Source organism: Streptomyces sp. NPDC102278 (genome assembly GCF_044766345.1).
In the GTDB taxonomy this organism is placed as follows: domain Bacteria; phylum Actinomycetota; class Actinomycetes; order Streptomycetales; family Streptomycetaceae; genus Streptomyces.
In genome coordinates, this window is record NZ_JBIWLV010000001.1 from 438973 (window position 1) to 462031 (window position 23059).

Genomic DNA, 23059 nt, shown 5'->3' on the forward strand with positions numbered 1-23059 from the left:
ACCGGAAAGCGGCCCCGCACCCGGAACAAGCGGTGCGGGGGCTTCGTTGTGCCCGGCGACGAGTGGCCGCGCGGCCACGGGAAGGACGACCCATGACCGCCCCCGCACCGGACCCCGTCGTCCTCGACCGCCGCGAAGGACCGTACGGGGAGGTGGTGTTGCGCCTGCGCGGCGAGACCCACGAGATCATCGCCAACGGCTGCTTCCTCATGGACACTTCCGACGGCCGCTCCGAACGCCTCCTGATCGACGCGGCGTTCGGGGCCCTCAGGCCGGCGCCGCCCTCCCCGTCCGTGCTCGTCGGCGGTCTCGGCGTCGGTTTCTCCCTCGCCCACGCCGCCGCCCAACCGCACTGGGGCCGGATCGTCGTCGCCGAGCGCGAGGAGGCGATCATCGACTGGCACCGCGGCGGGCCCCTGGCCCCGCTCTCGGCGACCGCCCTCGCCGATCCCCGGGTCCGCGTCCTGCACACCGACCTCGTGGCGTACCTCCACGACACGGGCGACCGGTACGACGCGCTCTGCCTGGACATCGACAACGGCCCGGACTGGACCGTGACCGACGGCAACCGCGGCCTGTACTCCCCCGCCGGCCTCGCCGCCTGCCGGGCCCGCCTGACCGCCGGCGGGGTGCTCGCCGTCTGGTCCGCGCGACCGTCCGGGGCCTTCGAGCAGGCCTTGCGGAATGCCGGATTCGAGTCGGTACGGACGGAAGAAGTGCGAGTCGCCCGCGGTGTCCCGGACGTCGTCCACCTGGCCCGGGCCCCGATCGGCCCCGCATAGCCGCAGGCCTGCGCCTCCTCTACGCTGCACCCCATCACGCGGGTTCTTCAGGGGCGGGACATGGAACAGACACACACCACCCACAACGGCGCCGCGGCCACCCCAGGCGCCCAGCGGCGCGTGCTCGTGGTCGAGGACGACCGCACCATCGCCGACGCCATCGCGGCCCGGCTTCGCGCCGAGGGCTTCCAGGTCCAGGCCGCCCACGACGGCCCTGCCGCCGTCTCGGCGGCCGAGAGCTGGCTGCCCGAGCTGCTGGTGCTGGACGTCATGCTGCCCGGCTTCGACGGACTGGAGGTCTGCCGCCGGGTCCAGGCACAGCGCCCGGTCCCGGTGCTGATGCTGACCGCCCGGGACGACGAGACCGACATGCTCGTCGGCCTCGGGGTCGGGGCCGACGACTACATGACGAAGCCGTTCTCGATGCGCGAGCTGGCCGCACGCGTCCACGTACTGCTGCGCCGGGTGGAGCGGGCCACGCTGGCCGCGACCGCCCCGCGCGGGGCCACCCTGCGCCTGGGCGATCTGGAGATCGACCACGCGCAGCGCCGGGTCCGGGTGCACACCGAGGACGTGCACCTGACACCCACCGAGTTCGACCTGCTGGTGTGCCTGGCCGGCACGCCGCGGGCGGTGCTCTCGCGGGAGCAGTTGCTGGCGGAGGTGTGGGACTGGGCCGACGCGTCCGGGACCCGTACCGTCGACAGCCACATCAAGGCGCTGCGCCGGAAGATCGGCGCGGAACGGATCCGCACCGTCCACGGCGTCGGGTACGCCCTGGAGACCCCGGCCCAGCCGTGAGCCAGCGGCAGCCGGGCGGCGGGCTGCGGCCCTACTCGCCGTTCTCGATCAAGACGAAGCTGGGCACGCTCGTCGTGGTCTCGGTCTTCATCACCACGGGTCTGCTGCTGGTGGCCCTGCGCACGGACACCGAGCTGCGGTTCATCACGGTGTTCTCGGTGATCGCCTCGATGCTGATCACCCAGTTCGTGGCGCACGGTCTGACGGCGCCGCTGGACGACATGACCACGGTGGCCCGGGCGATCTCCCACGGGGACTACACCCGCCGGGTGCGCGAGGCGGGGCGCCGCGACGAGCTGGGCGACCTGGCCGCGACGATCAATCTGATGGCGGACGACCTGGAGGCGGTGGACCGGCACCGCAAGGAGCTGGTCGCCAACGTCTCCCACGAGCTGCGCACGCCGATCGCGGCCCTGCGGGCGGTGTTGGAGAACGTGGTCGACGGGGTCTCCGCCGCCGACCCGGAGACCATGCGGACGGCCCTGAAGCAGACCGAGCGGCTGGGCCGGCTGGTGGAGACCCTGCTGGACCTGTCCCGGGTGGACAACGGCGTGGTCCCGCTGCGCGCGCGCCGGTTCGAGGTGTGGCCGTACCTGTCGGGGGTGCTCAAGGAGTCGGGGCTGGCGGCGGCCGGCAGGCCGGGGCTGACCTCCGGCTCGGGCGGGCACACCCGCAACGACGTCCACCTCCACCTGGACGTGTTCCCGTTCGAACTGACGGCGTACGCCGACGCCGAACGGCTGCACCAGGTGGTGGCGAACCTGATCGACAACGCGGTCAAGCACAGCCCCCCGCACGGCCGGGTCACGGTCCGGGCCCGGGCCGGCGACGCGCCCGGGAGTCTGGACCTGGAGGTACGGGACGAGGGTCCCGGGATCCCCGAATCCGAGTGGCACCGGGTCTTCGAGCGCTTCAACCGGGGGAATTCCGGCGGCGGCGACGGGGGCACCGGACTGGGCCTGGCGATCGCCCGTTGGGCCGTCGGCCTGCACGGGGGCCAGATCGGAGTGGCCGAATCGTCACGCGGCTGCCGCATCCTCGTCACGCTTCCGGGCAGCTCCCAGGCACCGCGTTGACGTAGGGTTCGAGTGGGAAGGACATGATCTCGGCCACACGCGCCGGGGTCCGTCAGGGGTGCGAAGCCAAGGGGGCCGCAACCACGGTGTCCCCTACCCGAACCACGCTTGTTTCCCGCCATTCCAAGCGGTGAAACCCGCCTTTCGATGTGACCTGCGTGACGTAAGTCCCGCCCGGCCTGCATCGGACGCCCGGGGAGGCGTAGCCTTTATTCCCGCTGTCCATACCTTGTGAAGCGGAAGAGGGCGGTTGCCGCCGTGTCGCCACAGTCCCCCAGTAACTCGAGCACCACGACCGAAGCAGCAGAGGGCGGGAAGACCCCTGCCTCAGGCTTCGGTGCCAATGAGTGGCTCGTCGACGAGATCTATCAGCAGTACCTCCAGGACCCGAACTCGGTCGACCGGGCCTGGTGGGACTTCTTCGCCGACTACAAGCCCGGGGGCGCAGCAGCCCCCGCGAAGGCTGAAGGTCCCGACAAGTCCACGACGACGACGGATGGCGCCTCCGCACAGGCCGCCAGTCCCGCCGCCCAGGCCCCGCAGGCTCCCGTCGCGGCCGCCACGGGGGCGGCGAGCGCCGGTGTGAGCACCGGTGCCGCCGGAGCGGCTGACGCCGCCCCTTCGCCCTCGGTCGCGACGACCCCTGTGTCAGCTCCTGCCCCTGCTCCTGCCACCCCCTCTGGTGCCCCTGCTGTGACTGTCACCTCCCAGGCCCAGGCCGCCGCACCGGCCGCGCCCTCCGCTCAGGCTCCGGCTGCCGCCGCGCCCTCTCCCGCTCCCGCAGCTGCCAAGGCCGCGCCCCCCACCGAGGCCCCCGCGGGCCCCGAGCTGGTGACGCTCCGCGGCCCGGCCGCTGCCGTGGCCAAGAACATGAACGCCTCCCTCGACGTCCCGACGGCCACGTCCGTCCGCGCCGTCCCGGTGAAGCTGTTGTTCGACAACCGCATCGTCATCAACAACCACCTCAAGCGCGCCCGGGGCGGGAAGATCTCCTTCACGCACCTCATCGGCTACGCGATGGTGCAGGCGATCAAGGCCATGCCGGCCATGAACCACTCCTTCGCGGAGAAGGACGGCAAGCCGACCCTGGTCAAGCCGGAGCACATCAACTTCGGTCTCGCGATCGACCTGGTGAAGCCGAACGGCGACCGCCAGCTCGTCGTCGCCGGCATCAAGAAGGCCGAGACCCTCAACTTCTTCGAGTTCTGGCAGGCGTACGAGGACATCGTCCGTCGCGCCCGCGTCGGCAAGCTGACGATGGACGACTTCACCGGCGTCACGGTCTCGCTGACCAACCCCGGCGGCCTGGGCACCGTGCACTCCGTGCCCCGCCTGATGCCCGGACAGTCGGTCATCATGGGCGTCGGCTCCATGGACTACCCCGCCGAGTTCCAGGGCACCTCGCAGGACACCCTGAACAAGCTGGGCATCTCCAAGGTCATGACGCTGACCTCGACCTACGACCACCGGGTCATCCAGGGCGCGGCCTCCGGCGAGTTCCTGCGCATCGTCGCGAACCTGCTGCTGGGCGAGGGCGGCTTCTACGACGACGTCTTCGAGGCGCTGCGCATCCCGTACGAGCCGGTCCGCTGGCTCCGGGACATCGACGCCTCCCACGACGACGACGTCACGAAGGCCGCCCGCGTCTTCGAGCTGATCCACTCCTACCGGGTCCGCGGCCACGTCATGGCCGACACCGACCCGCTGGAGTACAAGCAGCGCAAGCACCCCGACCTCGACATCACCGAGCACGGCCTGACCCTGTGGGACCTGGAGCGCGAGTTCGCGGTCGGCGGTTTCTCCGGCAAGTCGATGATGAAGCTCCGCGACATCCTCGGCGTGTTGCGCGACTCGTACTGCCGCACCACCGGCGTCGAGTTCATGCACATCCAGGACCCGAAGCAGCGCCGCTGGATCCAGGACCGCATCGAGCGCCCGCACTCCAAGCCGGAGCGCGAGGAGCAGCTGCGGATCCTGCGTCGGCTGAACGCGGCGGAGGCCTTCGAGACCTTCCTGCAGACGAAGTACGTCGGCCAGAAGCGGTTCTCCCTGGAGGGCGGCGAGTCCGTCATCCCGCTGCTCGACGCCGTCATCGACTCGGCCGCCGAGGCCCGCCTCGAAGAGGTCGTCATCGGCATGGCCCACCGCGGCCGGCTGAACGTCCTGGCCAACATCGTCGGCAAGTCGTACGCGCAGATCTTCCGCGAGTTCGAGGGCAACCTCGACCCGAAGTCCATGCACGGCTCCGGCGACGTCAAGTACCACCTGGGCGCCGAGGGCACCTTCACCGGCCTGGACGGCGAGCAGATCAAGGTCTCGCTCGTCGCCAACCCCTCCCACCTGGAGGCCGTGGACCCGGTCCTGGAGGGTGTCGCCCGCGCCAAGCAGGACGTCATCAACAAGGGCGGCACGGACTTCACGGTCCTGCCGCTGGCGCTGCACGGCGACGCGGCCTTCGCCGGCCAGGGTGTGGTCGCCGAGACGCTGAACATGTCGCAGCTGCGCGGTTACCGCACCGGCGGCACCGTGCACGTGGTCATCAACAACCAGGTCGGCTTCACCGCCGCCCCGGAGTCCTCGCGTTCCTCGATGTACGCGACCGACGTGGCCCGCATGATCGAGGCGCCGATCTTCCACGTGAACGGCGACGACCCGGAGGCCGTGGTCCGCATCGCGCGGCTCGCCTTCGAGTTCCGTCAGGCGTTCAACAAGGACGTGGTCATCGACCTCATCTGCTACCGCCGTCGCGGCCACAACGAGTCCGACAACCCGGCGTTCACCCAGCCGCTGATGTACGACCTGATCGACAAGAAGCGCTCGGTGCGCAAGCTGTACACCGAGTCCCTCATCGGTCGCGGCGACATCACCCTGGAAGAGGCCGAGCAGGCGCTCCAGGACTTCCAGGGCCAGCTGGAGAAGGTCTTCGCGGAGGTCCGCGAGGCCGCCACGCAGCCCGCGGCCGCCCCGCAGGTCCCGGCCCCCACGGCCAACTTCCCGGTCCCGGTGAACACCGCGGTCTCCCAGGAGGTCGTGAAGCGGATCGCCGAGGCCCAGGTCAACATCCCCGACACGGTCACCGTGCACCCGCGTCTGCTGCCGCAGCTCCAGCGCCGCGCGTCGATGATCGACGAGGGCACGATCGACTGGGGCATGGGCGAGACCCTGGCCTTCGGTTCGCTGCTGATGGAGGGCACCCCGGTCCGGCTGTCCGGCCAGGACTCCCGCCGCGGCACCTTCGGTCAGCGTCACGCGGTCCTCATCGACCGGGAGACCGGCGAGGACTACACCCCGCTGCTGTACCTGTCGGACGACCAGGCCCGCTACAACGTCTACGACTCGCTGCTCTCCGAGTACGCGGCCATGGGCTTCGAGTACGGCTACTCGCTGGCCCGTCCGGACGCGCTGGTCTTGTGGGAAGCCCAGTTCGGTGACTTCGTCAACGGCGCGCAGACCGTCGTCGACGAGTTCATCTCCTCGGCCGAGCAGAAGTGGGGCCAGACCTCCGGCGTCACGCTGCTGCTGCCGCACGGCTACGAGGGCCAGGGCCCGGACCACTCGTCCGCGCGTCCCGAGCGCTTCCTCCAGATGTGCGCGCAGGACAACATGACGGTCGCGATGCCGACCCTGCCGTCGAACTACTTCCACCTGCTGCGCTGGCAGGTCCACAACCCGCACCACAAGCCGCTCATCGTCTTCACCCCGAAGTCGATGCTGCGTCTGAAGGCCGCGGCGTCGAAGGCGGAGGAGTTCACCAACGGTTCGTTCCGTCCGGTCATCGGGGACTCCACCGTGGACCCGAACGCGGTCCGCAAGGTCGTCTTCTGCGCCGGCAAGGTCTACTACGACCTGGAGGCCGAGCGGGAGAAGCGCGGCGTCACGGACACCGCGATCCTGCGCATCGAGCGTCTGTACCCGCTGCCGGGTGCCGAACTCCAGGCGGAGATCGCCAAGTTCCCGAACGCGGCGAAGTACATCTGGGCGCAGGAGGAGCCGGCGAACCAGGGTGCGTGGCCGTTCATCGCGCTGAACCTGATCGACCACCTCGACCTGGCGGTCGGCGCCGACATCCCGGCGGGCGAGCGGCTGCGGCGCGTGTCGCGTCCGCACGGTTCGTCCCCGGCCGTGGGTTCCGCGAAGCGGCACCAGGCGGAGCAGCAGCTGCTGCTGAACGAGGTCTTCGAGGCCTGATCGCCACGCCGTCTCGAACCGTGAAGGCCCGGACCCCCGAGGGGTCCGGGCCTTCCGGCCTTTCCGGGCTTCGCGGGACCGCTACGGCTGGGGTTCGAAGTCCCAGTAGGGGCGGGTCTGTTGGCGGGCGGAGACGGTGTGGACGTGCTGCGGCCCGAGCGTGCGCATCAGTGCCCGCAGCCCGGCGTCCTCGTGCTTCGAGGCCTCCACGTCCTCGCGGACGGCGCGCAGGTCGGCGGCGAGCGCGATCTCCGCGCTCAGCGTCATGGGGTGGTCGGGCCCCAGCACCTGCCCGGTGGTCCGCAGGGTTTCCCGGCTGAGGTCCACGGCGTCCTCCAGTCTTCCGGTGATGTTGCGGTGTCCGGAGGCGTTCAGGGCGCAACCCAACGTCCACGGGTGCCGGTCGCCGAGCGCGCCCCGCATGCCGACCAGGGCCTGTTCGGCGAGGCTCAGGGCCTCCTCCCGCTCGCCCTGGGCGCGGAGCACCAGGCCGAGGTTGCCGACGGTGCCGATGCTGTACGGGTGGGCCAGGCCCAGCTGCGACTGGTAGCCGCGCACGACCTCCTCGGAGATCCGGCGGGCCTCGCCGACGTCCCCGTACTCGCGCAGGTAGGTGGCGTAGTCGGAGGCGACCATCAGGGTCCAGGGGAACTCGGCGCCGAAGACCCGTGTGGAGCGTTCCAGGACGCCGCGCAGGCGGGCGCCCGCGCCGGGGATGTCACCGGCGCGGCGCAGGCACATGCCGAGGTTGTGTTCGGCGCGCAGGGTCTGCGGGTGGTTGGGGCCGAGCACCTGGGCGTTGAGTTTGAGTCCTTGTTCCTGACGGGCCTGTGCCTCGCGGTAGCGGCCCATGAGCCGCAGGCCCATGGCGCAGCCGATGCCGGAGGAGAGGGTGGCGATGTGCCGTACCCGCAGGACCCGCTCGCGGCGGCGCAGGGTGTCGAGGTCGGTGTCGTAGGCCTCCTGGTAGCGGCCGAGGAGGCGCAGGACGACGGCGACGTTGTTCTGGGCGTTGAGGGTGGTGGAGTCGTCCTCGCCGAGCAGTTCGCGGTAGGTGGTGAAGGCGTGTTCCAGCAGCCGGCGGGCCTGTTCGAACTTGGCGGTGCCGAGCAGTACCCCGGCGTACGTGCTGGTCGCGCGCAGGGTCTCCAGGTCGCGGTCGCCGCGTTCCTCGACGAGCCGGTCCGCGATCGACTTGGCGAGCACCTCGGCCCGGCGGAAGTGGCCGAGCATGCGCAGGGCGCCGCCGTGGTGGTAGCTGAGTTCGCGCACCTGGTCGTGGTCCTCGCCGAGCATGGCGCGCCAGGCGCCGTCGGTCTCCTCTGCGAGCCGCAGGCAGGTGCGGTACTCCCCGGCGAGGATCAGGTAGCGCAGGCAGTGCAGCAGGAAGTTCTGGATGCGGGGGTTGGTGCTGGTCAGTACGCCGGCGGTCTCCAGGTGCGGGACGAGTTCGGCGTACCGGGGCCAGAGCCGGGAGTCGGTGGGCCGGCCCGGGTCGGCGGCGGCGAGGACCTGGCGGACGGCGCGGGAGAGTTGCCCGGCCTCCTCCTCGCCGAGGTCGTCGCGGACGATGTTGTGCACCATGCGGTGCAGTTGGACGGTCTCCAGGCCGCCGCCGCCCTCCTCGACGGGCAGGTCGGAGTACTCCAGGCGGACGACGGAGAACTGCACGAGTTTGTTGAGGGCGGCGTTCCAGCGGACCTGGTCGTTGATCAGGCCCGCGAGGTGTTCGGGGACGTCGTCGGCGGGGAACTCGCGCAGCAGGCGCAGCGGGACGCGGCCGGGGGCGAAGAAGACGAACAGGCGCAGCAGCGCGAGGGCGTCGGGGAAGTTCTCGCGGACGTTGTTGAGCAGTATCGCCAGTGCCGTGGGGAAGGGCAGCGGGTAGTCGTCGGAGAGGGTGACGGCCTCGTGGGTGTCCAGCCGGCGCCGGAGCAGGGTGAGGTACTCGCCGACGCCCAGCGGAGAGTCCGCGAGCCAGCCGGCGGTCTGGTCGAGGGCGAGCGGGAAGTCCTCCAGCGCCTCCGCGAGCTGGTCGGCCTCGACCCCGGAGAGCCGGCGGGCCCGGCGGCGGATGAAGGTGACGGACTCGGGCCGGGCGTAGAGCGGCACTTCGACGAGGCTGGTGTGGCGGGCGGCCCACTCGCGGTTGCGGGAGGTGATGATGACGTCGCCCGCGCCGGACGGCAGGAGGTCGATGAGGTCGTCGGGGCTGTCGCAGCCGTCGAAGACCAGCAGCCACCGGTGGTAGGGGGAGCCGCGCCGCAGCGCCTCCAGCACGGCCCGGATCTGCTCGCCGTAACTGCCCGCGCCGCGCGGCAGGTCGAGTGCGGGGGCGAGGTCGGCGAGCCGTTCGCGCAGGGTGGGCCGGTCCTCCGCGGGGACCCACCACACCACGTCGTACTCGGAGGCGAAGCGGTAGGCGTACTCGGTGGCGACCTGGGTCTTGCCGACGCCGGAGAGCCCCAGGAGGGTGACGGTGGACGCGCCGGGGGGTGCCTCGGTGAGGGCGGCCCGCAGGGCGCCGATGACGTCGTTGCGGCCGGTGAAGCGGGGGTTGCGGCGCGGGACGCGGCCCCAGACCTCCGGGGGGTCGTTGGGGAAGCGGGGTCCGCGTCGGCCGCTCTCGGTGCCGATCCGGTCGGTGGGCAGCTCCAGCCGGCGCAGCACGCGGTACTCGGCCTCGTAGGCGTCCAGGCCCCACAGGTCGGTCTTCTCCAGCGCGGCGACGGCGCTGGGCAGCGGGGAGTCGGTGAGGCAGACGGCCGCGAACCGGTCGGGGTGGGCACCGGTGACGGTGCGCAGGGCGGCGTTCCACTCCTCGTCGGTGTGGGTGCCCGCGGAGAAGTAGCGTTCGCTGAGGACGACCAGGATCCGGCTGCCGGAGCGGGCCAGGTCCTCCAGGGCCTCGGTGAGGCCGGGGCTGGTCTGCGGGTCCCAGCGCTGCAGGGCCACCCGGTGGCCGTGCTCCTCCAGGCGGTGGGCGATCCACACGGCCCAGGGGCGGTTGAACCCGGCGAAGCTGATGACGAAGCGTTGCGGCTGCGGGGCTCCGTCGCGGTCGTGGCGCGTACCGGTCGTCATGCGGCCGTCTCCCTGGGATCCGGGCGGTGGACGGGTTTGAAAGGTACCGCAGCGGACGGCCCGTCAGCCCTCGGCGAAGTCGGTGAGTTCGGGGTGCTTCTCGCACCAGGCGCGGCGTTCGCGTTCCAGGGTCCGGCGGGCGGTGGCGTACTGGTTGCCTGGCGGTGGCAGCTCGTCCATCGCGCGTTCGGCGGCGGCCATGCCGTCGGTGAACTCGCGTCCGGTGGTGGTGAGTCGGGGGTGTCCGCGCAGCGTCGGGAGCACGGCGGCCACCTGGGCGCGGACTCGGGCGTGTTGGGCCCAGGCGCCCCGCGCCCCGTACAGGGCGGCGCGTTGCCAGTAGCCGGCCAGGGCCAGGTGGGCGTACGCGCCGTGCAGCAGCCCGTCCAGGGGGCGCGGGTCGCTGCGCCAGGGGGCCCAGTGGCAGGGGGTGCGGTCGGCGGTGTGCAGGGTCAGGACGTCCGCGAGGGCGGTCAGCTTCCCGTGCTGGACCTCGTGGACGAGGGTGGCGGCGAGGGCGGGCGGGGCCTGCGTCCGGGCGAGCACGGAGCCCGCGGCGGCGGGCAGGGTGGCGCCGCTGGAGCGGGAGCCGCCGGCCAGCGGGACGACTGAGCGCAGGAGGCGGCCCATCTCGTCGGCGCGGGTGGCGTCGTAGCGGCGCAGCAGGGTGAGCGCGCCGGACCACTGGGTGTCCCAGCGCTTGTGCCCCTTGGGGGTGAGCCGCCGGGCGGGGCGGACGGGCGTCGGGTGGCCCGGGGGCGCCCGGTAGGGGTCGAGGTCGTCGAGGGCGGTCCGGCCGCCGGGCAGCGCGTGCAGGGGCACGGCGTCCGCGGCGGTTTCCCAGGAGCGTTCGGTGAGGGCGAGCGGGCCGGGGCGGTCGGGCCGCAGCAGGCCGAGGGTGGGCAGGACGAGCCGGCCGTGCACGGGGCGCAGGGTGGTCTTGAAGGTGATGCCGGAGCGCAGCGCGGCGGCGGCGGCGAGCGACCCGAGGTGGCCCAGGTCGGGCACGGGTCCGTGCGGGTCGTGCAGCCGGCGAAGGGTCTCCTCGGCCCAGACGCCGGTCGCGGGGTAGTGCAGTACGTCGCGGACGGCCTCGGGGTCGTGCCGTTCGGCTTCCTCCAGCAGCGCCCAGTGGTCGGCGCTCTCGGCGCCGGGTGCGGCGTCGAGCACGGCGCGCAGCAGGAGCAGCCGCTTGGACCTGCGGACGTCGCGCACCAGGCGGGTGCCCTCGGCGGAGGGTTCGGTGGAGGCGAGGGCGCGCAGGGTGTGGGGGCTGACGGTGAACGGGGCGAGGCCGGTGCCCGTCGGGGGTTCGGGGTCCTCGCTCATGAGGCCGCCCGGCCCGCGGTGGCGGTGTGCAGCGCCCGGGCGATGTGCCGAATGAGGACCTGGAGGTCCGCGCAGTAGACGGACGGCTGCCGGAAGCCCTCGCCGGCCCGGTAGCGGTGCGGGTAGTGGCCGCCGCCGCACACCTCGACGAGTTCGCAGGCGCGGCAGCCCGGCGCGAGCGCGTCCCGTCCGAGCTGGCGGGCGGCGAGTCCGGGGTGGTCGAGCAGTTCGTCGAAGCTGTGGCGTTCGACGTCGAGTCCGGTGGCGGCGGCGCCCTCGTAGGCCGACTTCAGCGAATCGGCCTGTTCGATGGCGCCGTCCGTCTCGATGACGGCGGTGGTCGCGGGGGCCAGCCCCAGGGTCTCGGTGGCCTCGGGGAGGCCCAGGAGCAGGGCGATGATCTCCTCGAAGATCCGGATGCGGGTCCGTCGCACCCCGTCGTGCCACCAGTGTTCGAAGACGGCGAGCAGCCAGTCGGCGTACGGGGTGGTGCGCGGGGGGCGACCCGGCGGCGGGTCGTTCCAGTTGGCCAGGGGCAGCAGCAGGCCGAGGGTGGGCGGCGCGAAGGCGAGCAGCGAGGAGTACACCTCCAGCGGGTCCTGTGCGACGTCGACGACGCACAGCACTCCGGCGTAGCTCTCCGGGTGCCGGGCGAGCAGCCGCAACCCCCGGGCCGCGGGGCCGAATCCGGGGCGTCCGGCGTGGTCCACCCGGCGGGCGTTGTGCGCGGGCAGTCCGCCGTCGAGGCTGACGCCGACGCGGATGCCGGCGGCGGCGAGCGCGGCGAGCCGGCCGCGGGTGAGCAGGGTGCCGTTGGTCTGCACGGTCGCGGTGACCCGTACGCGGGGGCCGAGGGCGGCCCGGACGGCCTCGACGGGGGCGGCCAGTTCCTCGGGCGCGCCGAGCATCGGTTCCCCGCCGTGCAGGACGAGGTCGACGCGGGTCAGGTCGTGGGCGGCGGCGTGCTCGGCGATCCGCTCGGCGGCGCGGTGGGCGGTCGCGGGTGTCATGAGCGGGGGGCGGCCGCGCCAGCTCTGATCGGCCATCTCGTAGACGTAGCAGTACGTGCAGGCCAGGTTGCAGCGGCTGTGCGTCTTGAGGACGAACTGCCGTATGGGGTGCGGGCGGTGTCCCGCCGCGCGCAGGGCGGGCACGTCGAGCCGGGTGTAGGGCCAGGGCGCGTGGTGCGCGTGACCTGCGGGGAGGTCGCGGGTGGACCGTCGCGCGGGCGGCACGACCCCGCTCGTGATCGCTCGCCTCATCGCCTGCGCTCCCTCCCCCGGCTACCGCCGGGGGGACCCCCGGGACGGTCCATCCCTGCCCTTCGGACGGCCCGGACTAACGGCGGAATGTGGTCAACTCCCGTGCCTGCGCGTCGTGGTGGATGTTCGTCAGGTGACTCCGGAGTCGAAGGCGTTCAGGACCTCGGCCGGGTGCGTGACCCGATCGACCATGCCCTTCATCACCTCGGCCAGCACCGGATGCTCGATCGCCCGCAACGCGGCCAGATCCAGCCCGGACAGGTCCGGTAGCCGCCCCGGGCACCTCCGGACACCCGTCGCCGCTTCCTGTCGTCCCGTCACCATCGCTCGCCCGTCCCCCTGTCGTGTCCCGGGCCGGCCCCTCGCCGACCCTTCCCCCTGTGCCGCCCACCCCGGCCGGTCCGCTCCCGCCGGGGTGCGGGGCGCGGTCACAGGGCCGCCTCCACGGCACGGATCCGTGCCCGCAGGAGCTCGATCCGCCGCGCGGCGTCCCGGCCCCCGAGCCCCTGCCACAACTCCACCGCGGAGCGGTACGCGTCGAGCGCGGCGCGCGGCCGCGCCAGCCTCTCCAGTACCTCCCCCCGCAGTTCCTGCGCCCGCACCGCCAGCCGGGCGGCCGCCTCGCGGTCGGGCCCCGGCTCCTCCTGCGACGCCTCCCGCCAGGCCCGGCGGTAGGAGTCCGCGGCCCGGTCGAGCCGGTCGACGGCCCGGGTGTGCCCGTGGATCTCCCGCTGGACGTCGCCGTGCTCCCGCCAGGCACCGGCCCGCTCCAGCGGGCCGCGGCCGTGCCGGGCGGCCAGTTCCAGCAGGTACTCCGCCTCCCTCAGGTCCACCACGTCGCCCTCGTAGGCGTGCCGCAGCCGCAGTCCCGCCGCGAGGCGCCGTAGCCGGTGCCCGGCGCGGGGGTCGGACCGGGGCACGGCGGCCCGGCTCTCGCGCAGCACCCGTACGGCCGTCGACGCGAACCGGTGCGCCTCGGCGTCGGGCGCCCGTGCCCGGTCCAGGAGCACGTCGCCCCACTCGGGCAGCAGTTCCCCGAAGGCGTCCCCGTCGCGGGGGATCAGCCGGCGGGCCCTCCCGTACGCCTCGGCCGCGTCCTCCAGCGCCCGCGGCTCCGCGTCCCGCGCGTACCGCGCCCGGTGCACGCGGGCCAGGCACACCAGCGCGGCCACCCGCGACCCGGCCTCGCCGGTCTCCGTCAGCGCGGTGGCCAGTTCCCCGGCGGCCTCCTCCAGGCGCCCGGGCAGCCGGCACAGGGCCGCGGCGCGCTCGACGCGGACCCGGGCCCGTGCCTCCGGTTCGGCCCGCGGGTCGGCGGTGAGCCGGGCGGCGGCCTCCTCGGCCAGCGCCGTGCGTTCCGCCGGGTCGGGGGTGTACGGCAGCAGGGCCAGCAGCACCCGCCCGAGCGCGCGGGCCCGGCCGGCCTCGGCCTCCCCCGCGCCGTCGGCCTCGTCCGTCTCGGCGAACGCCTCCAGCGCGGCCCGTGCCTCGCGCAGCGCCCCCGGGTCGTGGCGCAGTTCGCCGAGGCGGACCAGCGCCCGGGCCCGGCGCACCGCGCAGTCCAGGCGCAGCGCCCGATCGGCCTCCGGCGCGGTCCCGGCCGCGGCGAACTCCCGGTCCGCTGCCTCCAGCAGTGCGCCGTCGGGGAGCCCGCCGTCCGGCGCGACCGCGGCGAGCGCCCGTTCGTACAGGACCCGGCCCCGCAGGGCGCGGGCCCGGGCGTCGGTCTGTCCCTCGACGGCGCGCTCGGCCTCGGCGAGAAGTTCCGGGTCGCGTTGCAGGGCCCACAACCGGAGCAGGGCCCCGGCCAGTTCGCTCTCGGCCTCCCCCGGCGGGTCGTCGGGCCCGGCCGGGGCGGCCACCGCCCGCCGCAGCAGGGTGACGGTTTCGTACAGCCCGCGCTGCCCGCCGTCCGCCGGCCGGGCCAGGGCGGTCCGCAGCGCCCGTTCCCGCGCGGGGGCGGCGGGCGTCGCGGGCGGTGGCGGGGCCTCGGCCGGGTCGGGCGGCGGCCCGGGCAGGTAGCGCCGTACGACCTTCGCCGACACCTGGGCGAAGGCCTGGGGGAGCCGGCCGGCGGGCACCCGCTCCTCGGCGGAGTCGACCGGCGCGCCGGTCAGCTGCGAGACGGCCAGGGCGGGGAAGTTGCGCACGCCCCGCCCGAAGTGGGCCAGGACGTACTCCGAGCAGTGCTTGAGGACCAGGGCGGCCTCGTCCCGGCCGAGCGGCCCCAGCAGCACGTCCCGTACGCCCGGTACGAACGCGTACCAGCCGGTGTCCGGCCCCCGTCGCAGCAGTCCGCTGAGCAGCACCTCGGCGAGGTCGGAGGGCTCCGAGTCGGGGAGCATCGTGCGCTGTACGAGCCGCATCACGGGCAGGGTGAGCGGAGCCGCGGCGAGGTAGACGGCGAGCTGTACGGCCCCGGGGGAGGCCGACGAGCGGAAGCGGCGCACCAGTTCGCGCGGCGGTCGCGCGACCAGGGGCGGCGGTACGGGGGCCGCCGGGTGGTCGGCGAGGACCCGGCCGACCTCGGCGGGCACGGGCCCGGTGCCGAGGCCGGCGACGAGCCTCGCCCAGGCGCCCAGCGCGTTGGCGTGGGGCGGCAGGACGGGCACGGTCAGGCCCCCGGTGGGCCGGCCGGGCCGGGGCGGCCGTTCCGGGCGGAACCGCAGCCCGCGCCCGCGGCCCTCGATCCGGGAGAGCTCCCCGCGTTCGGTCGGCAGCCAACTGCGGGCCCACAGCCGCTGCGGAAGCGGCTGCACGACGACGCAGGGGGCGCACTCGGCCCACCGGTACAGCAGCCGCTGCGCCTCGCCCGCGCGCCACACCGGGCCGGCGCAGTCGGAGACCACCATGGTCAGCGTCCGCCCGGTGGGGTCGCGCAGTTGCTCCCCGGACCGCAGTCCGCCTCCCGGCGAGGGGCCACGTCCGATGAGCGCCGTTCCGTCGCCGAGCCGGTGCAGGTAGTGGACCTGTACGTCCCGGAAGGCGCCCAGGCGCTCGCACACGGAGCGCAGCTCGTCGAAGAGGTCCTGCCAGACCGCCATCGAGGGGGAGGCGTCCATGACCAGCCGTACGGTGGCCTCGCGCCGGCTGTCGGACCGCAGCACCGGGATGACCAGTCCCAGCGCCCGGGCGCTGGCCTCGGCGGTGGCCGCCTCGTCGAGGACCGTACGGGTGGACGGCGCGGCGGGCCGGTGCCGTTGCAGGGCGCGCAGGGCGCGCTGGACGTCCGCGATCCGGGGCAGCGCGGTCGCGCCGGGCACCCGTACGGGCAGCCCCGCCGGGGCCTCGACCTCGACCTCGGCGCCCGGGAACCGGCGCACCGCGGGGTACAGCGTGACCGGGTCCTCGGGGTCGGTGTCCTGCCGCGCCCGCTCCGGCGCCGGTGGCGGCCGCCGCGACTCCCCCCGCGCCGGGGTCCGCGACCGGCGCACCCGCGCGGGCCGGGCGCCGGGCTGCCCCGGCGGCCCCGCGGTCAGCCCGGCCAGCCACAGGGCGTCGGCCAGTTCCTCGGTGGACGGGTCGAGCCCGGCGGCCCGTAACAGGGCGGCCAGTTCACGGATCGGCTCGGCCGGGGAGGCGGCGGGCACGGGGGTCACCTCGGCCGGTCGAGGCGCTGGATGAGCAGGTCGGCGAGGTCCTCCCGGGTGGGCGGGGCCGCGTGGTGGGTGAGGTAGATGGCGTTGAGGAGTTGGTCGGCCGCCACGAGTTCGGTCTGCGAGCGGCTGAGGAACTCGCGGATCAGGTCGGCGCCCAGCCGGGCGGCCTCCTCGCCCAGGTGTGCGCGGACCATGGTGGCGAGCCGTTTCTCCCCGGGCTGGCCGAGCTTGAGCTGGATGCAGCGGCGCAGCAGGGCGGCGGGGAAGTCCCGTTCGCCGTTGCTGGTCAGGATGATGAAGGGGAAGGCCCGGCAGCGGATACGACCGTCCCGGACGGCCACCTTCGCGCCGTCGTCGGTGAGCACCCGCACCTCTGGCTCGGTGTCCGCGACCCGTTCCAGCTCGGGCAGCGTGAACTCGCCTTCCTCCAACACGTTCAGCAGGTCGTTGGGCAGGTCGATGTCGCTCTTGTCGATCTCGTCGATGAGCAGCACGCGCGGCCGTTCCGTGGGCAGCAGCGCCGTGCCGAGGGGGCCGAGCCGGATGTACTTCCCGATCCCGGGCGAGCCGCCGGGGTTCCCTCCGCCGGCCGCGATCTGTACGTCCTGGAGCCGGGCGATGGCGTCGTAGCGGTACAGGCCCTCCTGGAGGACGGTCCGCGAGACCACGGGCCAGCGCAGGACGCGGCCGAGCTTCAGTTCGTGCGCGACGGCGTGCGCGAGCGTGGACTTGCCCGTTCCGGGGAAGCCGGTGACGAGCAGCGGCCGGCGCAGGTACAGCGCGGCGTTGACGGCCTCCAGTTCCTCCGGCTCCGGCCGGTGCATCTCCGCCGCCTGCCGGTGCGCGCCGAGCCGGCGGGCCACGTTCCCGTCGGCCACCGCGCCGGGGCCGCCGGCCTCCAGGGCGGGGCCTCCGTCGAAGTCCCGCCAGGGGGGCGGGTCGGGGAGCGCGTCAATGCCGTCGTGGGGTTCACCGACGCCCCGGTAGATGAGCCATTCCTCGTTCACGCCCGCTCCTCCCGTGCCGTACGCACCGTTCCCGTGCCGTCGGGGGCGGTCTCCCGGCGCCGCCCCGGGCCCCCCGGCCCCGCCCGCCACCGCCGCGGCGTACCTGCGCGTTCCGCGACGAGGACCGCCGCAGGGCCCGTCCCGCCCGTCACAGGTCCCCCTGGAGCGGCTCGTCCCTCGGCAGCGCCCGCCCCGGGTCCTCCCACACCAGCGTCATCCCCGCGGCCCAGTAGGCGTCGGGGTCGGCCCCGTGCGCGCGGCTCCGCAGGGCCTTCAGCCTCAGCGGCAGCACGGCCGCCCGGCCGGCCTCGGCGAGTTCCTCGCGCAGCCCGCGGTGGAACGGCGCGCACGACTGCCCCGGGTCGGCCGGTGGCCGTCGGCACACCAGCACCCCGTAGCCCGCGTCGCGCACCGCGTGCAGCGCCCCCAGCGTGGGCTCGGCGGCCGCGTCCCGGCACAGCACCGGGACGGTGTTGTCGACCAGCCCCGCCAACCAGGCCGGTGAGGGGCTGCGTTGCCGGCCCCGGAAGCAGTCGGCCCGCCGCCCCTGCAACGGGCCCTCCTGGACGCGCGCCCACCGTCCGCCCGGTCCCGCCCCGCCGGCCTCGCTCTCCGTTCCGTCCCACGGGTACCGGAACACCACCGGCCGCTGGACGCCCACCGGGATCCCGCCCGCCACCGGCCACTCGTCGACCGCCAGCCCGAACAGCTCGGGTGCGACGGCCACTTCGAGGAGCGCGGCCGACTCGTGCGTGTCGCACCGCCGGAACCCCTCGGCGAGCGCCGCCCGCGCGGCCGCGGGCAGCCGGGCCGGGCTCACGCGGGTGCCCGAGTCCAGCGGGGTGACCCGCTGCGGACCCGCGAGCACCGAGACCCGCCAGTCGCAGACCTCTTCCCAGCCGTGCGCCCACACCTCCAGCAGGACCGAGGGTCCCGCCGGCAGGCCGCCGGCGGCCCGGGCCCGGCCCCGGACCGTCTGCCCGGCCCGGGCGCGCCGGCGCAGCTCCCGGTCCGCGAGGCCCCGGTCGCGGCGTTCCCCGAGTTCGCGCCGCAGGGGGCGCCACAGCCGCTCCGCGGTCGTGCGCACCCAGTCCCACAGTTCCTCGTCGGCGCCCGGCGAGGGCGGCTCGCGGTGGTCGGCGACGCTGACGTCGGTCGCGTAGCGCAGCATCGCGGCGGCCTCCCCGCCGGCGCCCGGCGGGTCGTGCAGCAGGCCGAGTCCGTCGCGCCAGCTGAGCGGGGCGGGGAGCCCGGTGTCGGGTTCCTCGCCGCGGGCGGCCTCGGCGAGCGCCCGGACGGCCTCCGAGGAGCCGGGCGGGGGCAGTTCGGCGAGCAGCCCGCACAGGGTGGTGCGTTCGGCGGGGGTGAGGCGGGTGAGGCGGCCCCGGCCGGCGTGGGGGTCCTGTTCCTCGGCCGGGAGCTCGTCGTGGACGTCGGTCCAGGTCCGGCGGCTGTTGAGGTCGCTGAGGTGTTGGTCGTAGTGGTAGAGGTCGTGGGCCTGCATGACCCTGCGGTACAGGCCGATCTGGCCGGTCGCGGCCATGGGCAGGGTGCGCAGTTGGGCCACGGACACGGCGAGCCCGCCGCCGCCCGCGTGCCGCCGGGCCTTGATCACGCCGATGACCTCGCCGCGCGCCAGGTCCACGACGGGTCCGCCGGACATGCCGGGTTCGATCTCGTCCTCGTCGCCGAGCCGGATGGCCGCCCCGCCCGCGGCGGTGCCGCGCAGCCGGGTCGTGCGGCCGGTGATCTCGCGCATCCCGAGGTCCTCGGTGCAGCCGAAGTAGGCGGCCTCGTCGATGCGGGGCCGGGCCCGGTCGGTCAGCCACACGCAGGCGTGCGAGACGGGGGCGAGCACCCGGATCAGGGCCAGGTCCGGCAGGTCCCACAGGGCGCCCCGGCCGGGGCGCCGTTCCTCCAGCCGTTCCGGGAGCACGCATTCGACCCGCCCGGCGACCGTCCCGGTGACTCCGGCGGAGCCGCCGCCGGGCAGCCCCGCGGCGGCTCCGCCGGAGAAGAAGGAGATCCCGACCTCGCGTCCGACCAGGCGCACCGCAGCACCCCCTTCGCCGATCACGTGCGCGCACGTCAGGACCCAACCGGGGGCGATGAAGAAGCCGCTCCCCCACGTGGGACCGGACCAGTGGCCGCCGGGGAGTGCATACCCGTCCGGGGGTGCGTGCACGCGTACGGTGGCGGCCCGGACGAGGGGCTCCAGGAGCTCGAAGGCGCGCGCGGCGCCGCCCGTGCGCCCGTCCTGCATCCCCCGCCCCCTCAGGTCGTGGCCATCCAGGCTAGCGGCGGCCCGGGGAGGGCGGGAGGTCTCGCCGCGAGCCGGGATTATCCTGGCGGGAAACATCCCACGCACACCTTCATCACGGCACGGAGCCCGACTTGTACTTCACCGATCGCGGCATCGAGGAGCTGGAGAAGCGGCGCGGCGAGGAGGAGGTCACCTTCGAGTGGCTCGCCGAGCAGCTCCGCACCTTCGTCGACCTGAACCCGGACTTCGAGGTCCCGGTGGAGCGCCTGGCCACCTGGCTGGCGCGTCTGGACGACGAGGACGAGGACGACGAGTAGGACGAACGGCAGGTGCCGGGCGGTCCCCCGCGGACTTCCCGGCGCCCCTCGCGGCGCCCATGACGAAGGGGCCCGACCGTTTCCGGTCGGGCCCCTTCGTCATGGGGACGCGGGCCTGGATCAGGCGGCCTTGGTCTCCCAGAAGACGCGGTCGATCTCGGCGATCAGGTCGAGCGCCTTCTGACCGGTCGCCGGGTCGTTCGACGCCTTGGCGGCCGAGAGGGCCTTCAGGGTGTCGTTGACCAGCGTGTGGAGCTGCGGGTACTTCTCGAAGTGCGGCGGCTTGAAGTAGTCGCTCCACAGCACCGAGACGTGGTGCTTGGCCAGCTCGGCGCGCTGCTCCTTGATGGTGATCGCGCGGGCGCGGAAGTCCGCGTCGTCGTTGGCCTGGTACTTCTCCTGGACGGCCTTGACCGACTCGGCCTCGATACGGGCCTGGGCCGGGTCGTACACGCCGCAGGGCAGGTCACAGTGGGCGGAGACCTTCGCCTTGGGGGCGAAGAGGCGGGAAAGCATGGAGTTTGTCCTCCTCGTGATCGTCTTCTCAAGGGGGAGATTACTCGCTGGCCGACCGGAATTCGCGGGCGCCCCTGCGGGCTTAGGACAAAAGTCCAGCGTCGCGGCGCCCGCGGTGAGCGAATGTACGGAGCCATGCGGCAGCATGCGCAGGGGACGAGGAGGTCGCTCATGGTGGAGGACAGGCGCGCCTGGAAGCGCTTGGGCGTGGTGGACGTGCACGGGCCGTCGATGGTCCCGACGCTGGTCCACGGGGATCAGGTGGTCGTCCGGTACGGGGCGCCCGTGCGGCCGGGGAACGTGGTCGTCCTGCGGCACCCGTTCCAGCAGGACCTGCTGGTGGTCAAGCGGGCGGTGGAGCGGCGGCCGGGCGGTTGGTGGGTGCTCGGGGACAACCCGTTCAACGAGACCGGTGACAGCGCCGACTACGGGACGGTGCCCGCGGAGCTGGTGCTGGCGACGGCTTTGGCGCGCTGGCGACCCAGGCCCGCGGGGCCGGCGGCTCAGCGCTCGCTGAGGACCTGGCTGTCCTGGGCGGTCTCGGCCGTGCGGCCGCTGCGCGCGGACTCGTCCGCCTCCAGGCGCTTGCGGGCGCGGTAGGCGGCCACGTTGGCCCGGGTGGCGCAGCGGTCGGAGCAGTAGCGCCGGGACCGGTTGGTGGAGGTGTCGAGGTAGGCGTTGCGGCAGGGCGCCGCCTGGCACAGGCCCAGGCGCTCGGGGCCGTGCGCGGTGAGGTGGAAGGCCAGGCCGAAGGAGGCCATGGCGGCGTAGCCGGCAGAGGCGTTCGAGGGGTGCTCGGCGAGGTGGATGTGCCAGTCGGGGCGGCCGTCGTCGTCGAGGGTCTCGTGGCCCGAGACCTGGGGGCTGACGGGGAACTCCATGAGCAGGGAGTTCAGCAGGTCGACGGCGAGCACGTGGTCGCCGCCGTCGGCGGCCTCGAAGACGGAGCGCAGCCGGCCGCGGACGTTGCGGAAGCGGGTGACGTCGGTGTCGGTGACCCGGCGGGCCATCTGGGTGCCGGCCCCGAAGAGCGCGCGGACGGCGTCAACCGAGGTGAGCGAGTCCTTGTTGCGGGCCGGCTCCTCGGTGTTGACCAGGCGCACGGCATAGTCCGAGTAATGGGCCAGTTCCACTTGTAGTCCTTACGGCTGCGGATTAAGGTCTGCGGTAACAGTTACTACTGGTTCGAGGGTATTACGTATGGGGGGGTTCAGGATGACCGAAGCGTCGAATCCGGTGGCCGTCGGGGACTGGCCACCCGCTCCCCGGGTACTGGATCTCGCGTGCGGTACGGGAAGTATCACGGACCGCGCCCTCAAGAGGTTCCCGCGGGCGCGCAGTACGGGCGTGGACCTGGACCCGGCCCTGCTGACGATCGCCCGCGGCCACTTCGACGGCGACGCGCGGGCCACCTTCGTGACCGCGGACCTGGGGGACCCCGACTGAACCTCGGCCCTGCCGCACGACGCGTACGACGCGGTGCTGAGCAGGAAGACCCTCTGAACGCACACCACTGCGCCGTTGTTGATCCAGTAGGACGAACGTCCGGACACACGTAAGCCCCGCACACCTGCCGGACGAGACGGCAGGCGAACGGGGCTCTTGGGGTTCAGGGGGTCAGCATGCCGCGCAGGCCACGTTGCGAGCCTTGCCGGTTCCCGTATCAACGATCACCGTCACGCCCTCACCGTGCGGGCATACCTTCCGGAATCGCCGTCCGGGGCCCCTCACGGTCCGGCAGGCACCCAGCAGCGTGACCACCTCGCGATACCGGGGGTCCACCCAGTCACCCACAGGCTCCTCTTCGCTCACCGCATCCTCCTCGTGGCGGAACGTAGCCAACGGTAGTGGGCCGGAGCCCCTCGCGCGGGCGGTCCGGCCCGAGTCACTCGTCAGCCTTGCGGCGCTGCACAGGCCGACCCGCCGTCCGTGCACTCGCTGTGCATGCAGTCCGCCGAGACCAGAACCGCGGACTGCGCCTCCGGGCTCCACAGGTACTCGTCGGGCTCGTACCCCGCTTCGCGGATGGCTTTCAGCGTCCGGACGACGGTGGCCGTGTCGTGCTTCTTCGTCGCGGGGGTTTCCGGCACGTGGTGGACGAACCGTCCGAGCAGCCGGCACAGCTCGGCGTACGCCTTCGTGTCCGTGATGAGGGCGTGCCGGCCTTCGTCGACGACGCGGGACGGGCGCAGCGCAAGGCCCGCAGTCCGGTTCAGAGCTGCCGCCGCAACGAACTTCACGGCCTCGCTCACGATCCGGTCCGCCATCCCGTCCGCAAGCTCGGGATTGGCCTTCTCAACGGTACGAACGGCAGTGGCGAATGCCGTGGCCGTAAGGAGGTCGGAAGCGGATAAGGCCGCTTCGGGCGTGGTGGTCCGTGTCATGTGCGCTCCAGTCGTGTGGTGAAAGGTGTTGTCTTACCCACCCTGCGAGGAGTGGGAGATCAGAGGAGGGGCGGCGTGCACCGCGTGCATGCGCAGGGCGGGAACTCGGCGCCGAACCCGTCCCATTAACCGAGGGCGCGAAAGCGGGTGATCTCTGCGGCCTGTTCGGCCGTGGTCACGCACCCCACCCCCGAACGACGATCAACGCCACGCATGCGATCCACGCGACTGCCCCCAGGGTCACGGCTACGGCGCTTCGCCGGCTGGTGTGCACGTGGTCTTGGTGCTCGTTGTCATCGGTCACCGGACGGGTTCCACCACGGCGACTTCCGAGAACTCCCGGAGGAAGGTCATGTGACCGGTCCGGCCGGTGTGCTGCATGCACATGTCGCTACAAACGTCAGCGTTCCCAGCTGGTGCAGAGGCCCAGTTGCAGTCGGGGTTCAGGCAC

Annotated in this window: 16 protein-coding genes and 1 pseudogene; 7 read left to right on the top strand and 10 right to left on the bottom strand. The window is 73.5% G+C overall.

Annotation, left to right across the window (positions count from 1 at the left end; genetic code table 11):
• Positions 1–92 precede the first annotated feature (92 nt).
• The 4 genes from ACIRO3_RS01970 to ACIRO3_RS01985 all read left to right on the top strand — a co-directional run bounded on the left by ACIRO3_RS01970 (position 93) and on the right by ACIRO3_RS01985 (position 6847).
• Positions 93–782 carry a spermidine synthase gene (locus ACIRO3_RS01970; RefSeq protein WP_404131586.1) on the top strand — a complete coding sequence of 230 codons (690 nt, stop codon included), beginning with the start codon at positions 93–95 and terminating at the stop codon, positions 780–782.
• A 60-nt stretch (positions 783–842) separates the two neighbouring features.
• On the top strand, positions 843–1583 hold the full coding sequence (locus ACIRO3_RS01975) for a response regulator transcription factor (protein WP_053676466.1): 741 nt from the start codon (positions 843–845) through the stop codon (positions 1581–1583).
• On the top strand, positions 1580–2659 hold the full coding sequence (locus ACIRO3_RS01980) for an ATP-binding protein (RefSeq protein ID WP_404131587.1): 1080 nt from the start codon (positions 1580–1582) through the stop codon (positions 2657–2659). The genes ACIRO3_RS01975 and ACIRO3_RS01980 overlap by 4 nt, the downstream gene beginning before the upstream one ends.
• Positions 2660–2917: 258 nt before the next feature.
• The gene (locus ACIRO3_RS01985; RefSeq protein ID WP_404131588.1) at positions 2918–6847 is read left to right on the top strand and encodes a multifunctional oxoglutarate decarboxylase/oxoglutarate dehydrogenase thiamine pyrophosphate-binding subunit/dihydrolipoyllysine-residue succinyltransferase subunit; all 3930 of its coding nucleotides are present in this window, start codon (positions 2918–2920) and stop codon (positions 6845–6847) included.
• 81 nt (positions 6848–6928) lie between these two features.
• On the opposite strand, the gene fxsT is transcribed toward ACIRO3_RS01985, so the two are convergent.
• The 7 genes from fxsT to ACIRO3_RS02020 all read right to left on the bottom strand — a co-directional run bounded on the left by fxsT (position 6929) and on the right by ACIRO3_RS02020 (position 19391).
• Complete coding sequence (gene fxsT / locus ACIRO3_RS01990; protein WP_404131590.1) at positions 6929–9931, bottom strand: FxSxx-COOH system tetratricopeptide repeat protein; 3003 nt, start codon at positions 9929–9931, stop codon at positions 6929–6931.
• 63 nt (positions 9932–9994) lie between these two features.
• The gene (locus tag ACIRO3_RS01995) at positions 9995–11260 is read right to left on the bottom strand and encodes an HEXXH motif domain-containing protein (protein WP_404131592.1); all 1266 of its coding nucleotides are present in this window, start codon (positions 11258–11260) and stop codon (positions 9995–9997) included.
• Positions 11257–12522: an FxsB family cyclophane-forming radical SAM/SPASM peptide maturase gene (locus ACIRO3_RS02000; protein WP_404131594.1), complete on the bottom strand. Its 1266-nt coding sequence runs from the start codon at positions 12520–12522 to the stop codon at positions 11257–11259. The genes ACIRO3_RS01995 and ACIRO3_RS02000 overlap by 4 nt, the downstream gene beginning before the upstream one ends.
• Before the next feature lie 129 nt (positions 12523–12651).
• Entirely contained in the window at positions 12652–12846 is a 195-nt protein-coding gene (gene fxsA, locus ACIRO3_RS02005) for an FxSxx-COOH cyclophane-containing RiPP peptide (RefSeq protein ID WP_404131596.1), read from the bottom strand.
• A gap of 104 nt (positions 12847–12950) precedes the next feature.
• Entirely contained in the window at positions 12951–16112 is a 3162-nt protein-coding gene (locus ACIRO3_RS02010) for an SAV_2336 N-terminal domain-related protein (RefSeq protein WP_404131598.1), read from the bottom strand.
• Positions 16113–16117: 5 nt separating this feature from the next.
• Positions 16118–17128: an AAA family ATPase gene (locus ACIRO3_RS02015; RefSeq protein ID WP_404131599.1), complete on the bottom strand. Its 1011-nt coding sequence runs from the start codon at positions 17126–17128 to the stop codon at positions 16118–16120.
• A 148-nt stretch (positions 17129–17276) separates the two neighbouring features.
• Complete coding sequence (locus ACIRO3_RS02020) at positions 17277–19391, bottom strand: trypsin-like peptidase domain-containing protein (protein WP_404131601.1); 2115 nt, start codon at positions 19389–19391, stop codon at positions 17277–17279.
• A gap of 131 nt (positions 19392–19522) precedes the next feature.
• Between ACIRO3_RS02020 and ACIRO3_RS02025 the strand changes: the two genes are divergently transcribed.
• On the top strand, positions 19523–19708 hold the full coding sequence (locus ACIRO3_RS02025) for a DUF6104 family protein (RefSeq protein WP_007266501.1): 186 nt from the start codon (positions 19523–19525) through the stop codon (positions 19706–19708).
• Between the two features lie 120 nt (positions 19709–19828).
• Here ACIRO3_RS02025 and sodN read toward each other — a convergent pair whose 3' ends face one another.
• Positions 19829–20224: a superoxide dismutase, Ni gene (sodN, locus tag ACIRO3_RS02030; RefSeq protein WP_404131603.1), complete on the bottom strand. Its 396-nt coding sequence runs from the start codon at positions 20222–20224 to the stop codon at positions 19829–19831.
• Positions 20225–20395: 171 nt separating this feature from the next.
• Between sodN and sodX the strand changes: the two genes are divergently transcribed.
• A complete protein-coding gene (gene sodX / locus ACIRO3_RS02035) occupies positions 20396–20824 on the top strand; it encodes a nickel-type superoxide dismutase maturation protease (protein WP_404131605.1) in 429 nt (142 codons plus the stop codon).
• Here sodX and ACIRO3_RS02040 read toward each other — a convergent pair.
• The gene (locus tag ACIRO3_RS02040; RefSeq protein ID WP_404131607.1) at positions 20728–21357 is read right to left on the bottom strand and encodes a CGNR zinc finger domain-containing protein; all 630 of its coding nucleotides are present in this window, start codon (positions 21355–21357) and stop codon (positions 20728–20730) included. The two genes, sodX and ACIRO3_RS02040, sit on opposite strands and share 97 nt — an antisense overlap.
• A gap of 82 nt (positions 21358–21439) precedes the next feature.
• Between ACIRO3_RS02040 and ACIRO3_RS02045 the strand changes: the two are divergent.
• A pseudogene (locus tag ACIRO3_RS02045) lies at positions 21440–21667 on the top strand (class I SAM-dependent methyltransferase); the annotation flags it as partial.
• 449 nt (positions 21668–22116) lie between these two features.
• Here the strand turns inward: ACIRO3_RS02045 and ACIRO3_RS02050 are convergent.
• On the bottom strand, positions 22117–22608 hold the full coding sequence (locus ACIRO3_RS02050; RefSeq protein WP_404131609.1) for a glycine-rich domain-containing protein: 492 nt from the start codon (positions 22606–22608) through the stop codon (positions 22117–22119).
• Between the last annotated feature and the right edge of the window lie 451 nt (positions 22609–23059).

Bases quoted from the DNA above. Each gene is read 5' to 3' on its own strand.
- ACIRO3_RS01970 (WP_404131586.1), top strand. From the start codon at position 93: ATGACCGCCCCCGCACCGGACCCCGTCGTCCTCGACCGCCGCGAAGGA.
- ACIRO3_RS01975 (WP_053676466.1), top strand. From the start codon at position 843: ATGGAACAGACACACACCACCCACAACGGCGCCGCGGCCACCCCAGGC.
- fxsT (WP_404131590.1), bottom strand. From the start codon at position 9,931: ATGACGACCGGTACGCGCCACGACCGCGACGGAGCCCCGCAGCCGCAA.
- ACIRO3_RS01995 (WP_404131592.1), bottom strand. From the start codon at position 11,260: ATGAGCGAGGACCCCGAACCCCCGACGGGCACCGGCCTCGCCCCGTTC.
- ACIRO3_RS02000 (WP_404131594.1), bottom strand. From the start codon at position 12,522: ATGAGGCGAGCGATCACGAGCGGGGTCGTGCCGCCCGCGCGACGGTCC.
- fxsA (WP_404131596.1), bottom strand. From the start codon at position 12,846: ATGGTGACGGGACGACAGGAAGCGGCGACGGGTGTCCGGAGGTGCCCG.
- ACIRO3_RS02020 (WP_404131601.1), bottom strand. From the start codon at position 19,391: ATGCAGGACGGGCGCACGGGCGGCGCCGCGCGCGCCTTCGAGCTCCTG.
- sodN (WP_404131603.1), bottom strand. From the start codon at position 20,224: ATGCTTTCCCGCCTCTTCGCCCCCAAGGCGAAGGTCTCCGCCCACTGT.
- sodX (WP_404131605.1), top strand. From the start codon at position 20,396: ATGGTGGAGGACAGGCGCGCCTGGAAGCGCTTGGGCGTGGTGGACGTG.
- ACIRO3_RS02050 (WP_404131609.1), bottom strand. From the start codon at position 22,608: ATGACACGGACCACCACGCCCGAAGCGGCCTTATCCGCTTCCGACCTC.